Below are 13,987 nucleotides of genomic sequence, written 5' to 3' on the forward strand. Positions count from 1 at the left end.
TGCTTCACTCCCTGAATGCCGGCAGCCGGCCCAGCCAGTCCAGCAGCAGTTTCATCATCTCGGGAAAATGGCTGTTGCACATCAGCGCATGCCCCGCCTCGGGAATCATCTGCGGCCGCGTTCCCCAGGATTGCGCGGTCAGCCAGATATCGGAAAACGGCAGAATGCGGTCGCTGCCGGCCCCGACGACCAGCACCGGCAGATCGAACACCTTGGGAAACAGCCGCCACGGCTGCGGCAACCACAGTTGCGACAGTGCCTGGATCGATTCCGGCTGTGCCTGTGCGGCGAAGCCGGCCAGATGGCTGCTGTCGGTATCCGGGGCAAACAGCAGCTCGCGCACGAATTCCAGGTCGGGCTCGGGGTCGAAGCCGCTGGCAAAGCGCTGCAGTGACATCAGCAAGCCCGGATAGCACGACGCCATATAGGTCAGCGAACCGGAAAGGCCATACGGTGGCACCGGGGCCAGCAGCGCCAGTCCCGGCACGCGCACATGCTCGGCGATCCGCTGCAGCAGATAGCCGCCCAGCGAATGCCCGACCAGCACCGGAGCACGGCCGATCTGCTCCAGCGCCCATTCGATATCCTGCAGATAATCGGCCAGCGTCAGCGCATGCAGCTGCTCGCGCCCGGCACTACCACCATGCCCGGACAGGCTCAGCGCATAGCTGTCCCAGCCCGCATCGGCCAGAGCCGTCTGCGTGGATTCCCAGCACCACGCCCCGGCAAACGCACCGTGCACCAGCAGCACCGGCGGGCGATCACCCGGCCGGGCCGCTGGCACATGCAGCAATTCCAGTTCATCGGCCATCCTGCCGTCCCATTTTCATCAGAGACTGCTACTATCGTGAAACCACATGCCGAATGCAAGGAGCACGCCCATGCCCTACGTACGCCGCAACAGCCAGGGTGACATAACCGCGATCTACCGCGAGCCGGAGCCGGGCGCCGACGAATTCCTGCCGGCCCACAGTGGCGAACTGGCCGAATTCTTCGGCCAAAGCGGCGACGCCGCGCAATTCCAGGAACTGGACATCAGCCTCATCCGCGTGCTGGAAGACCTGATCGACGTGATGATCCAGAAAAACCAGCTGCGCCTTACCGACCTGCCACCACCCGCCCAGCAGAAGCTGCTATCGCGCAAGAACCTGCGCCGCAGCCTCGCCAACCAGCTCAACTTCACCATCAGCCCGGATGACGGGGTGATCTGATTGGCGCTCGCACATGACTGATTCGGCCAGCGGAGGTCCTTCACTCGTCATCCCGAAAGCTGTGACCTATCTTTCATGGTTTTGAGGTCGCTCCCAAAATCGAATAAGTTAAAGTCAGCCGAATGATTAGTTCTTCTTCCCTATTGGGGCTTGTACTTGAATCTGTCTGGATGACTCCGTTGCAAGAAGTACATTCTGCATGGGTTAACGAGGCCTCTGCCGCCATGTCATATGGCGTGAACTTGTCCTTTGAGAAGGCTACGTCCATTCAGATTAGGCCTTGTGAGGTTTTCTTACCTGACGAACGATATCCAGCATTGGGAATCGAATGCGGTGCTCTTTCTGGTCCTTTGGATGCGCTTGTGATCAACGTGGCTGGCGGGCTTCCTGCCTCCATTCACATGGTGCAATGCAAAGAGCTTCAAAATGCGCTCCCTGCTTTGATTACAGGGGTAAAGGTTTGGGACTGCATAGGCGAGGGCGCTGACTCGGCCATCCAACTTGTTCTACAGACTGGTTTGACACTGGCTATCAGACATCAATTCCCACCGATGACACTGGGGGTCGAGATAGTTCGACAGAGTACAGCGCACTAGTAAATAGTTCCCCCCTGTCATGCTTGCCGCATACGCGCTGCCTAGCCGATAATCCTGCCCGCTGCCTCTTGCGGGTTTCCGGCAGTACTCCCGACCGAGCCCGATCTTCTGGAGGCTCTCATGTCAGGCTGGCTCGTTCTCTCCCTTGCCGTCATTACCGAAATCATCTGGGCTCTGTCGCTCAAGCTGGTGCAGGTGTCCCCCAACCGCTGGCTGATTGCCGGATCGGCGCTGCTGTCTTTCCTGAATATGGGCCTGCTGTCGTGGGCGATGCGTGATATTCCCGCCGGCACCGCCTATGCGATCTGGACAGGGCTGGGCGCCATTGGCGTGACCATCGGCGGCATCATCTGGTTTGGTGATCCGCTGGGCGCGGCACGCATCGCCTGTCTGGCGCTGATTGTCGCCGGCGTAGCCGGGTTGAAACTGGTTAGCTGAGCTCCAGCCTGGCTGATCACGGTCCTCCACCCGGTGCGCTGTGCCTATACTGGCATCTGCTGCTAGCCGGGAGTGCCGCCATGTTTGATGCCGAAGTCGAAACCCGTTTCCAGTCGCTGGCGCAAAGCACGACACCCGCATTTGCGACTGCATTAAGACGGCTGGTACAGGAAGGCAGTGATCGGGAACTCAACCGGGTTAACGTCCTGGATTTTGCCAGCCGCTATGGCGTCGATGAGGAGGATGCCATTACCGGCTTTGTGCATGCCGTGCGGGCCGGATTGTTTGATCTGTCGTGGAATCGCTTTGCCCCGGCTGCGGTGGCGTGCTGGGTGCCAATGCCTCGCTGAAGTCCATGCGCCGGGACGAATACCAGTGCGTAATCTGCAGTGTCGGCTACGCGCCGACACTGGATGAGATGGTCGAGGCCAGCTTCAGTGTCCACCGGCGGGTTCGGCACATTGCCGGTCACGAGCCGGATTCACTGCCATTCTGGGAATACCTGCGCCAGTTTTTCTGGAGTTCCGGGCTGAAACTGCCGGAAGGCGACCAGTTTGACCACTTGGCAAGCCAGATTGCCCTTGATACGGTCGAACTTGCTCCCGGCGAGAAATGCCAGATTTCACTGGTGCTGCAACCTAACCATCTGCTGGCTTTCGAGCCGGTAACGCATACGGCGCAACATCTGAACGTGCGCGGGGAGCAACCCGAGCAAAGGCATGAGTTGTCCATTGTATATACCTGCGACGATTTGCAGCTGCCGCCGCGCAAACTCAGGCCGGGCCCGGTACGGCTAACGCTGGAAAACCGCACCAAGCAGCGACTGCTCCCCGGCATCTACATCGGCGGTCCCGTGTTCAAGGATATGGTTTCCCATCACCGCCGCTATCTGACTGCCTCACGCTTGCTGACTAATCAAGCTTTCCGTGACATTTACCGGGGTGACACACTGGATGTCGACCAGCGCCTCAAGTTGACCAGCCTGAGCTTTCTCTTTACCGATCTCAAGGGCTCGACCGAGCTGTACGAGCGGGTCGGGGATCTGCAGGCATTTGATCTGGTCCGGGCGCATTTCGGGGTGCTGACCGAAGCAGTGAACGCGGCGCACGGTGCAGTCGTCAAGACAATCGGAGATGCGGTCATGGCCACCTTTACGTCACCGGAGCGGGCCGTTGCAGCGGCACTGCAGATGCGCACTGCGATGCGTCGACTCAACGAGGAGCGGGGGCGCGAGGATTTGCTGGTCAAGATCGGCATCCATGAGGGGTCGTGTCTGGCCGTATCGCTTAACGACCGGCTGGATTATTTCGGTCAGACGGTCAACATCGCAGCCAGGGTGCAGGCGCTGGCGAATTCACAAAGCATCTGCGTGACCGAGCCCGTGTTGCGCCAGGACGCCGTGCTTCGCTTGCTGAATGCCAAACAACTGGTACCGCAAGCGCAGCAGCAGTCGTTGCGTGGCCTGAGCGACTGCATGACCGTCTACGAAATCCCCTGAAGGCAGCACAGCCTCAGCGGACGCGCCCCCCTTCACAACTTCCCGCAGCAAACCACAAAAGACCTGCCGACTCCTTGATACTCCATGCCGTATTATCCTGCAGGTCTTATATGTCAAAGCATATAACGCAATACATTACGCATCTGCCATTTCAGCAGTCGTAGCCCCCACACGTGCCAGCGGTACCGCAGCGAGAGCGGCACAGAGCAGTTCCCAGAAGCTGGCCACAGTGGAAATCTCGACGCCTTCGTCGGGCGAATGCGCGCCGCGGATGGTCGGACCGAAGGACACCATCTCCAGCCCCGGGTAGGCCGCTCCAATCAGGCCGCATTCCAGCCCGGCATGGATGACTTTGACTGCGGCATCCTTACCGTAGTGGCTGCGGTAAACATCCTGCAGCAGTGCCAGCGCGCGGGAAGCCGGCTTGGGCGCCCAGCCCGGGTAGGCGCCTTGCAGCTCGCAACTGCAACCGGCCAGTCGCGCCACCGCAGCGATGCTGCCAGTTAGCTCCTGCATGCCCGAGTCGGTGAGCGAGCGCACCATCAGGTCGATGTGCAGCTTCTTGGCCTCGACCTTGACAACACCAAGGTTGTTCGAGGTTTCCACGACACCGGGAACAGCCTTGCTCCAGCGGCGAATGCCGTGCGGCAGCGATTGCAGCAGATTGAGCACCAGCCGCGAATCCGTCGCCGACAGTGCAATACCGGCCGCAGCTGGCCGTACCAGCACTTCCACCTTGTCATCGGTTCCCGCCAGCTCGGCACGGAAGACACGGGTGAATTCGTCCGCGAGCGCCGCCAGCAGCGGCAGATCGCAGGCCGGCACCGCCAGCATGGCAAACGCTTCACGCGGCAGCGCGTTGCGCAGCGTGCCGCCGCGCAGCTCGACCAGACGACCGCCGAAACGCTCGTCCGCCGCCTGCAGCACACGAGCCAGCAGCTGGATGGCATTGCCGCGCTCCAGGTGGATGTCGACCCCGGAATGCCCGCCACGCAACCCTTGCACGACGAATTCCGCCGCCTGGTAGCCCGAGGGCATGGGCTGGCTGATCAGATTGCGTGCAAGCACGGCATCCACACCACCGGCGCAACCGAGATAGAACTCGCCCCAGTCTTCGGTATCCAGATTGAAGAGCAGCTCGCCCTGCAGCCAGCCAGGCTGCAGGGCGCGCGCACCGGTCATGCCGGCTTCTTCGTCGACGGTGAGCAGCACTTCCAGTGGCCCATGTGCAATACCGTCGTCTTCCAGCACCGCCAGCGCCGCGGCAACGCCAATGCCGTTGTCTGCCCCCAGCGTGGTGCCGGTGGCATAGACCCAGCCACCGTCGATACGCGGACGGATCGGATCGGTATGGAAATTGTGCGCGGTGGCTTCGTTCTTCTGCGCCACCATGTCCAGATGCCCTTGCAGCACGACGCCCGCACGATCTTCCATGCCCGGGGTCGCCGGCTTGCGGATCAGCAGATTGCCGCAATCATCCTGCTCAACCCCGAAACCGCGCCCGCGCGCCCAGTCGGCAATATGCCGGCGCAAGACGGCCTCATGCCTGGAGGGCCGCGGAATGTCGCACAAGGTGGCAAAGTGCTGCCACAGACGGGCAGGCTGCAGTAGATCGAGAGGCGATTGACTCATTTCAGGCACAACCTTACAAACAATTCGGGTAGCGTAGCTGGCCAGTGTGCGCCGGGGCGAACAGCTTGTCGCTTGGCACAATCCCGTAGAGTTTCGGGGACTTTGCCGATGGCGCCGCAGGCCTACGCAGAACAGGCGCGCACTTTATCACAAACAGATCAGCAACTTAGCGACAGGCGACAGCCGTAGCACAAAAAACAGGCATCACCAAAAAGTACCGGATAAACGGGTACTTAGCCTGCTTTTCCACAAGCCCCTCACACCACTGTCCACGCGGCCTGTGCATGAATTTTTCCGCCCAAAACCTGCGCAAATTTTAATCAATTTCGTTTTTTCCTTACGAATCAGGGCCCCCATTAGCTTATCCACAAGCACTGCACATCCCTGTGCACGGTGGCTGTGCAAACCCGCTGGGGCTTGACCAAAAAACAGGCAGTGACAAGAAGCGCTTTGGGTTCAGTAGCTTGGAACTACTATCCACAGCCGCCTCACACTGCCGTACACCGCCACTGTGAACATTGGTGATGCCTGTGCACAGCGGCCCCTGCCGACTTGCTGGCACTCGGAATTGCACAAAAACCAGGCAACACCTCCCAAGGGCTTTGCCGCCAGGCACTTAGCCCGCTTTTCCACAGGCGCTTCACACGGCTGTGCACCTCGCCTGTGAGCGACTCATGGCGGCGCACAAAAAACAAGCAACAAGAAAATACCTTCTTTGATCAGTCACTTGCACACTCTTTCCACAGGGCACTCACACCACTGTGCACGGCGGATGTGGAATTCGCAGGCCAGCGCGGTAAACTGCGCCGATGACATCGCATCCCTACTCCCGCCTCACCCCCGATCTGGTGCTCGCCGCCATCGACAGCACCGGCTGCTACACCGATGGCCGCCTGCTGCCGCTGAACAGTTTCGAAAACCGCGTTTACCAGGCCGGACAGGAAGAGGGTCCGCCGCTGATTGCCAAGTTCTACCGTCCGGAACGCTGGAGCGATGCCGCGATACTGGAAGAACACGCCTTCGCCCTGGCGCTGGCCGAAGATGAAATCCCCGCCGTGCCGCCGCTGCAGATCCAGCACCAGACGTTGTTTCATTACGAGGGCTACCGCTTTGCGCTGTTTCGCCGCCAGGGCGGGCGCACGCCGGAGTTCGACGATCCGGCCGTGCTGGAATGGCTGGGGCGTTTTCTGGCGCGCATTCATGATGTTGGTGCCCGCAGCGCCTACCAGTGCCGTCTGCCGCTGGATCGCGCACATTTCGGCGATGCCGCGCAAGCTTCTGTTCTGGCCAGCGGGCTGTTGCCACCCGAGCTGGTCAGCCCCTATCGCGACATCAGTACTGCGGCGCTCGCAGCAATCGACGCCTGCTGGCAGCGAGCCGGCCAGCCCGCAACCCTGCGCCTGCATGGCGACTGCCATCCCGGGAACCTGCTGTGGACCGACGGCGGACCGCATTTTGTCGATCTGGACGACAGCTGCACGGGGCCGGCGGTCCAGGATCTGTGGATGCTGCTGGGTGGCGAGCGACAGGAAATGAGCCAGAAGCTCGGCGACCTGCTGGCCGGCTACGAGCAGATCCGCGATTTCGATCTGCGCGAACTGCACCTGATCGAAGCGCTGCGCAGCCTGCGCATGATTCACCACGCCGCCTGGCTGGCCCGCCGCTGGGATGATCCGGCCTTTCCGCCAGCGTTCCCCTGGTTCAACACGCACGCCTACTGGCAGGAACACATCGGCGCTTTGCAGGAGCAGCTGGAGCGGATGAACGAAGCACCGCTCTGGTCAGCCACCTACTGATACCCGCAACCCTATCAACGTCCAATCATTATCAATAAACAGCCATCACGACATACCCTGATGAAAATCAGAGCTAATCGTGCCTGCTGCGGCAGAGGCAACCCGGGCGAACCACCGCGGCCAGCCAAAAAAAAGCCCGGCAGACAGGCTGCCGGGCCAGGGCCCCGAGGGCACGGGGTTGCTGCAAACCGGCGGCCGCTTGGCCGCCGTGGTTGGTTTGTGCGTCTAGCGCAATTCCACCTTGCCGGCGAGCGGATCAACCGTGACGAGATACTGGTTGTCGCGCTTCACCACCGGCAGATCCTTGCCGTTCTGGCTGGCAGCCAGTGGTGCTGCGGCATTGATCGGGTTGAGCTGCAGCGTGATCGGCGTGGCGTACTTGCCGCACTCCGGCGCGCTGGTATCAAAGGTGACACTGCGCAGATCGCTGCCCAGCAAGGGCTTGCAGTATTGGCGGGCATAGCGGTAGCGGATCACATTGCTCGGGGTATCCATCCACAGCAGACCGGCATCGACCTTGGCCTTGGCATAGTCCAGATGAGCCTGGTAGCGAGCGAGCGGAATTACCTCCCAGTAGCCGGTATCCACGCTATGCGACGTGCGCGTTGCCCAGCCGCCCTGATTGATCGCCGCGTCGATATGCAGATTGAGGATTTCGCTGCCCATCGGATAGAGCGACCACTTGCCATCAACCGTAAACAGATCCCACAGCACGCGATACGGGTTGCCGAAATCAGGCGCGTTCACCCCGGCCGGCATGGTGGTGTAATCCACCGGATTATTCGCTGCGGAGCCATCCACCAGATGCGTGGCACGCCCGCCGATGAAATTCGGCTGCGCCTTCAGGAATTCGATCGCCTTGTTCGAGGCCACATCACCCGGCCAGATGAAATAGCTGGGCTTGTAGCCATTGAGCTTGGCAGCCATATCCGCCGTGGCCGCATTGATTTCGGTTTCCAGGCTGGCATCCGGAATATAGGGATTGGGATGGCTGCGGCTATGGTTGAGGATTTCGTGACCGTGCGCCATGAAATCCCTGGCGGCGGCCCAGTGCTGATCCGAGCAGTTGCTGGTAATCATGCCGAAGCTCGCCACCAGCCCGCGCTTGGTCAGCTCGGGATCGATGATCTTGATGTAGGGATCATTGGCGTAATACATCGAGCAATAGTCATCGTGCACCAGCGAATACGCGCCCTTGGCACCGTTTTTCCAGTTGGTGGTCGACACATAGCCGACCAGTGCACCACCGGTGGGCGTAGGCGTTGCCGTGGGTGTCGGAGTGGCAGTCGGGGTGGGTGTTGCCGTGGGAGTCGGAGTAGCCGTCGGGGTTGGCGTGGTGGTCGGCGTCGGGGTCGCAATGCCACCAATCAGTTTCCACACGCCCCATTCGCCGGATTTGGACGGATCGTCGCCCTGCGTCCACCACTTGGCTTCGTAGTATTTGCCGTTGTAGCTGACCCGCTGGCCACCGTTGTACTGCTTGGCAGGGTCCCACGGCAGAATGGCCGGAGCAATCGGGGTCGGAGTCACGGTCGGGGTTGGCGTGCTGGTGACCGTCGGAGTGGCTGTCGGCGTTGCCGTGACCGTCGGCGTCACGGTCGGGGTGGCCGTCGCCGTCGGAGTCGGTGTGCCCTGCCAGTTCCAGCCGATGGTGCAGCCGTTCTGGTCATAGATCGGGGTGGCATTGGCACCGGGAGGCGTGGGGCCGGGCGGGCACACGAGCGGCGTCGGCGTGGCGGTGCTGCCGCTGACTTCCTTCCACAGCGTCGGCGTGCCGGCCGGATTCCAGTTGGCGCCGACATAGGCCGTATGCGTCGTCAGTGCCTGGTAGGTTTTGCCGTTGTAGCTGACCTGGGCGCCGGCCTGATACGTTGTCCCCTCCTGCCAGGCAGGTGCCGCAGCCAGGGCGATCCCGGCAAAGCTCAGTGCCGCCAGTGCTGTGGTGATGTGCAGCTTCTTCATCATCAAAAGGTCTCCATCTTCCTGTTGTTGTTCGTGTCCCGCGGCAATGCCGCAAGAGGCCGCACACCGGTCTGATGCCGGATTAGTCAGCCGGAACCGACTATTACCGTGTCAGCGGCACTTGCCTACCGGTGCACAGGCCTCTTTTCACGAACAGCAAGAAAATCACAACTTATCCATTTATTATCAGTAACTTGCACTCACACCCGCCTCCAGGCATTTCACGAATGGCGCAGCAAAGTGTATGCACGATGCGACGCCGGGCGCGCGCGCATGGACGCGCAGCAGTCCACACCGGACAATCCGCCTCCATGATTTCCCGTAGATGGAAACACCCGATATCGCCGCACAGATGGCGCATCGAGGAATGGATGGAGAGTTCTGATGTCACCCCTGCGCCTGCTGGCCGCGCTGGCGGCTTGCTGCATCCTGCTGGATGCTGCAGCTGCCCCGCGCGTCGTCGCCTATTACCCCTTCTGGGCCAGTTACAACCGCGGTGTCGCGCTGAGCGCCACACCGGTCGAGCAGCTGACCCATCTGGTCTATGCCTATGCCGCACTCGACGAGCAGGGGCAGATCATTCCCGGTGATGCCTTTGCCGACACGCTGCGCGTCGAAACCGGGCCGGATGGCCGTACCTGGCAGGGCAATTACCGCGTGCTGGCCAGCCTGAGGGAGCGCAATCCGGCACTGAAAATCCTGCTGGCGGTTGGCGGCTGGGATCGCTCGGCACGTTTTTCCGGTGCATTTGCCAGCCCGAAGCAGCGGCAGGCCTTCGTGCAGAGCTTTCTGCAGCTGCGCCGTGACTATGGTTTTGATGGCCTGGAAATCGACTGGCGCTTTCCGGTCGGTGGCGGCGCGGCCGGGAATCCGGTGAGTCCGCAGGACTGGCAATCGCTGCGCGATACGCTGGCGGCACTGCGTGCCGCATGCCGCGAGTGCGAATTCAGCATCACGGCCGGTCCCCATGCCACCCAGCGTCAGCAGGCTGACTGGCCGGCATTATTGCTCTATGCCGATTTCATTACGCTGCTGGTTGGCGATTACCGGGGACCATGGACCCCGGAAACCGGGCATCGCTCACCGCTTTTTGCCCCCAGCGGCCAGCAGGCCGCCATAGCACCGTTGGTTGCGAAATTGCACGAAGCCGGCATTCCGCCGCAGCGCATGGTGCTGCAGCTCTCGGCGCTGGCGATGAGCTGGGAAGGTGTGGCGGCCGACAATCATGGCATCGGCCAGCCAGCCAGCGGAGCCAGCCGCGGCAGCTGGGATCGCCCCGACTGGCCGGCCAGCGGGCAGATTGCGCTGGCGGATCTGCCGCGGCTGGCTGCCCTGCCCGGTACGCAGGCCTATTACGACACGGCCAGTGCGGCCGACACCCTCTATCTGCCCGGGTCAAGCCAGTTCATCAGCTACGAATCACCACGCAGCCTGCAGGCCAAGCTCGATTTCGCCAGCCAGCACGCGCTGGGGGGTATCGGGCTCTGGGATGTCAGCAGCGACCGCAGCGGCAGCGAGAGCCTGGTCGCGCAGAGCTTCCGACACTATTACCCTACCACCTATTGGCTGCAACGCTCGACAAACATGGCGTCCGGCCTGATACCCTGGCTTATCGGCATCATTCTCGGGGCAGCCGGCTGTCTGGTTGGCCTGTGGTGGCTGTGGCGGCAGCGCCAGCAGTTCCGCCAGCAGGACGAAGTCCGTACCGTGCGGCGGCTGCAACAGCAATTCCGCCAGTTGCCCGAACAGCTGCACGCCACCGCCGTGCACGCAGCCCTGCTCGCGCAGCGCTTTCCGGATGCGCCCGATACCGCACAGGCTGCATTGCATCAGGCGCGTCATGAATTGCAGCTGCTGCAGGCTGCCATGCAGCCCTTTGCCGTTCCCGGCATCCCCCTGAGCGGGAACGATGCCACGGCGACGACAGCGCTGCCCGCGGCAGATGACCGCCAGCCGGACAGCTGGCAGCAGCTGGCAGGATTTACCCGGGCACTGCAGGGCCAGCGCAGCGTCGAGGAGCTGCTGGCGGTGCTGCAGCGCTTTGCAGCCGCCGATCCGCGGGTGTGCGAGAGCACGCTGCGGCAGGATGACGAAGACAAGGATGCGCTCGCCGACGGCCTTGTCGTCAGTGACGACCGGCACACAGCGCAGTTGAGCCACCCGCTGCTGGGCGATTACACACTGGCGCTGCGCTTTCATGCACCACTGCAGCCTGACGCGGAAGCTTACTTCCGCCAGCTCGCCGAGCAGATCCTGCTGCTGCGCCAGCAAGTGCAAGGACTGCTGCGCCATCAGCAACTGCTGGGCGAACTGTTCGAAGTGGCCAGCCGACGCGACCGGCTGCATTTCATCGAAGCCAGCCGAGGCTACAGCGGCATTCACGCCGCCGACCTGCGCGAGCCGCATTTCATCACGCTGCGCCTGCGCACGCTGCGGCAGTATTTCGACGACACGGTGTTGCTGCAGGTGCACCGCTCGTATCTGGTGGCGCCAGCCGCCGTCACGGGCGCGGTCAAGGTACGCGGCGGGCTGGCGCTGTCGGTGGCCGGCAAGCTGGTTCCGGTAGCGCGCTCGCAGCAAATGCGCATCCGCCAGCGCTACCCGCAGTGGTTCGAGGCAGTATCTGCCTGAGCACCTTTCAGGCAGACTGGCCTCGTTTGAGTTCTGAAGAACGTGCATGGTGATCAACCCCATTCCCAGCAGCCTTCAACAAGCTGATGAAGCCGCCGTCCTCGAATTGCTGCAGGATGCGGAAGTGATGCGCTTTCTCGGTCCGCGCCGGCCTCTGAGCACACCCGAAGCGCAGGCTTGGTTTGAATCCGAGTTGCAGCGCCCCTCACGGCGAGTATTCCGCAACGACGCCGATGGTGAGCTGATCGGTTTCTGTGGTGTCAAGCAACTCGACGGCCGGCTGGACTTTGGCTATTTTCTGCGCCGGTGCTTCTGGGGGCATGGTCTGGCCAGACAGATGTGCCAGCACACCTTGGGCGCGCTCGCTAGCGAGCTGGATCTGGCAAGGTTGCATATCTTCATAGCCAGCGACAATCACGCCAGCCTGAAGGTGGCCGCGGCGCTGGGCTGGCGGCGCGGACAAACCTGGCATGATGGCCATGATGCCGGGTGGCTTTTCCATCTGCCGGAGGGACAAACAAGCCACTGCCCCGTACAATCCGCCGATGCGTGAAGAACTGCCCATCCTCTACCGCGACGAGCATCTGGTCGCCGTGCACAAACCCTCCGGACTGCTGGTACACCGCACCAGCCTCGACAGGTGGGAAACCCGGTTTGCCGTGCAGATCCTGCGCGACCAGCTCGGCCAGCGCGTCTATCCGGGACACCGGCTCGACAAGGGCACTTCCGGCGTACTGCTGTTCGGCATGAACCCCGAAGCCGGGCGCGCACTGGCGATGGCCTTTGAGGCGCAGCAAGTGGACAAGACCTATCACGCGCTGGTGCGCGGCTGGCCTGCTGCCGAGGGACTCATTGATCATCCGCTGGAGCGCAAACTCGACGATGCCGAGCTGTATGGCGGGCCGGTGCCGACCGGTGTACAGGAGGCGCAGACACGCTACCGCACCCTGGCCACCGTGACACTCCCCTGGCAGATCGACCGCTACCCGCAAAGCCGTTACGCGTTTCTCGAGCTGGAGCCGCTGACCGGTCGCCGCCACCAGCTGCGGCGGCACTTGAAGCACATCAGCCATCCCATCATCGGCGACGCCACCTACGGCAAGGGCCAGCACAATCGCCGCTTTGCCGCCGAATACGGCGTCAGCCGCATGCTACTGGCGTGCTCGGCCATGAGCTTTCCGCACCCGCAGGACGGGCGGCGAATGCGGATTGCCAGCGCACTGGATGCCGGCTTTGCCAGCGTGCTGCAGCAGATCGCTTGGGAGACGGGGCAAATGGCCGTCGAACAAATACTAGGAAATGTATCAACCCACAGCCATTTAGAGTAAAGGGCTACAGAGACATACCCATCAGGGTCGATAGAGAGAGGGATTCAGCAAGCGCCAGTTCTCCACCCTGCGATTGAAGAAACCACCGTCACTGTAGGCACGGCGGATGCGGCCTTCGCGGCGCAACTGGTTCAGCCCCTTATTGAGCGCAAGCAGCACCCGGTCGCCCTCGGCTCCCGGCGCCACCAGAAAATGCCGGCTACCGGGCATCGCCACCTTGATTCCCTGCACCGGCACCAGCCGGATGCCTTCAACCTCGAAGGCCATGTCCGGTGTCGGCTTGAAGGAAATCATGGTGAAATCGGCACGCCCACCATTGAGCATGCGCGCAATCAGCGGAAAGGTTGTGGCACTGATGATGCGGGAAATACCGAGACTTTCCAGCGTGGCAACATCGGTTTTCCAGGCCTTGTTGGTAATGGCGGTGAGCTGGCGCAGTTCATCAATCGTGGCGTTTTCCACCTTGCTGTTGCCAGCAAGCGTATAGAAGCCGACCACGTACTCGCCTTCGCGGATCAGGGGCTCTGACAGGCGGGCCGGGCTGGTTTTGACATCGCTGGCCCACACCGAGGTTGCCGTCGCCAAGAGCCGCGCCTGTTCAACCTCGACCAGATTGCGCTGGTAGCTGTCGACGGGGACAAAGCGGATTTCATCGCTGACGCCCCCCAGACGCAGGGCCTGCTGGAACAGGATCAGCTCGACCGTATCGCGGCGGGCGCCCTCGCCACTGTAGTCACGGATGGCATCGATATCGCGTCCGGCAGGCACCAGCCGCAGATAATCGCGCAGTACATCGTTGGGCACAGCCACTTCGATGGCGGCCAGCGAATTCATCGCCAGCGCGAGCCAAGCCAGCAGCAGGCAGCAGATTTTTCTCATGACACTCCGTGCCGGC

General features: G+C 62.0%; 11 protein-coding genes and 1 pseudogene. 8 read left to right on the plus strand and 4 right to left on the minus strand.

The features are described 5' to 3' along the window. Positions 1-4 precede the first annotated feature (4 nt). Positions 5-811: an alpha/beta hydrolase gene (locus tag INR99_RS12225; RefSeq protein WP_194116631.1), complete on the minus strand. Its 807-nt coding sequence runs from the start codon at positions 809-811 to the stop codon at positions 5-7. A 70-nt stretch (positions 812-881) separates the two neighbouring features. On the opposite strand from INR99_RS12225, the gene INR99_RS12230 reads away from it, so the two are divergent. The 4 genes and pseudogenes from INR99_RS12230 to INR99_RS17925 all read left to right on the plus strand — a co-directional run bounded on the left by INR99_RS12230 (position 882) and on the right by INR99_RS17925 (position 3,743). Further along, positions 882-1,211: a hypothetical protein gene (locus tag INR99_RS12230; protein ID WP_194116632.1), complete on the plus strand. Its 330-nt coding sequence runs from the start codon at positions 882-884 to the stop codon at positions 1,209-1,211. A gap of 716 nt (positions 1,212-1,927) precedes the next feature. After that, positions 1,928-2,245: a DMT family transporter gene (locus INR99_RS12235; protein ID WP_194116633.1), complete on the plus strand. Its 318-nt coding sequence runs from the start codon at positions 1,928-1,930 to the stop codon at positions 2,243-2,245. A gap of 80 nt (positions 2,246-2,325) precedes the next feature. After that, positions 2,326-3,116 (plus strand): annotated as a pseudogene (locus INR99_RS17920) (DUF5939 domain-containing protein); the annotation flags it as partial. Then, on the plus strand, positions 3,111-3,743 hold the full coding sequence (locus tag INR99_RS17925; RefSeq protein WP_265588343.1) for an adenylate/guanylate cyclase domain-containing protein: 633 nt from the start codon (positions 3,111-3,113) through the stop codon (positions 3,741-3,743). The pseudogene INR99_RS17920 and the gene INR99_RS17925, both read left to right, overlap by 6 nt. A 135-nt stretch (positions 3,744-3,878) precedes the next feature. Here the strand turns inward: INR99_RS17925 and INR99_RS12245 are convergent, their stop codons facing one another. Next, positions 3,879-5,375 carry an aminoacyl-histidine dipeptidase gene (locus INR99_RS12245; RefSeq protein ID WP_194116634.1) on the minus strand — a complete coding sequence of 499 codons (1,497 nt, stop codon included), beginning with the start codon at positions 5,373-5,375 and terminating at the stop codon, positions 3,879-3,881. A gap of 809 nt (positions 5,376-6,184) precedes the next feature. Here INR99_RS12245 and INR99_RS12250 point away from each other — a divergent pair. Further along, positions 6,185-7,171: a serine/threonine protein kinase gene (locus INR99_RS12250; protein ID WP_194116635.1), complete on the plus strand. Its 987-nt coding sequence runs from the start codon at positions 6,185-6,187 to the stop codon at positions 7,169-7,171. Positions 7,172-7,396: 225 nt separating this feature from the next. On the opposite strand, the gene INR99_RS12255 is transcribed toward INR99_RS12250, so the two are convergent. Continuing rightward, positions 7,397-9,133: a carbohydrate-binding protein gene (locus tag INR99_RS12255; protein WP_228098296.1), complete on the minus strand. Its 1,737-nt coding sequence runs from the start codon at positions 9,131-9,133 to the stop codon at positions 7,397-7,399. A gap of 384 nt (positions 9,134-9,517) precedes the next feature. Here INR99_RS12255 and INR99_RS12260 point away from each other — a divergent pair, with 384 nt between their 5' ends. From INR99_RS12260 to INR99_RS12270, 3 genes are read left to right on the plus strand one after another with little or no spacing between them, the layout of a single operon-like run. Next, positions 9,518-11,764, plus strand: a complete 2,247-nt coding sequence (locus tag INR99_RS12260; RefSeq protein WP_194116637.1) for a glycosyl hydrolase family 18 protein — start codon at positions 9,518-9,520, stop codon at positions 11,762-11,764. Between the two features lie 49 nt (positions 11,765-11,813). Beyond that, positions 11,814-12,317 (plus strand): GNAT family N-acetyltransferase, encoded by a 504-nt coding sequence (locus INR99_RS12265; RefSeq protein WP_308431488.1) that lies wholly within the window; start codon positions 11,814-11,816, stop codon positions 12,315-12,317. Next, a complete protein-coding gene (locus tag INR99_RS12270; RefSeq protein WP_194116639.1) occupies positions 12,310-13,092 on the plus strand; it encodes a pseudouridine synthase in 783 nt (260 codons plus the stop codon). Before INR99_RS12265 ends, INR99_RS12270 begins: the two co-directional genes overlap by 8 nt. A 21-nt stretch (positions 13,093-13,113) precedes the next feature. On the opposite strand, the gene INR99_RS12275 is transcribed toward INR99_RS12270, so the two are convergent. Beyond that, a complete protein-coding gene (locus INR99_RS12275) occupies positions 13,114-13,971 on the minus strand; it encodes a transporter substrate-binding domain-containing protein (RefSeq protein WP_194116640.1) in 858 nt (285 codons plus the stop codon). Positions 13,972-13,987 lie beyond the last annotated feature (16 nt).

The sequence above is a fragment of the Chitinilyticum piscinae genome, from assembly GCF_015223195.1.
Lineage (GTDB): Bacteria > Pseudomonadota > Gammaproteobacteria > Burkholderiales > Chitinibacteraceae > Chitinilyticum > Chitinilyticum piscinae.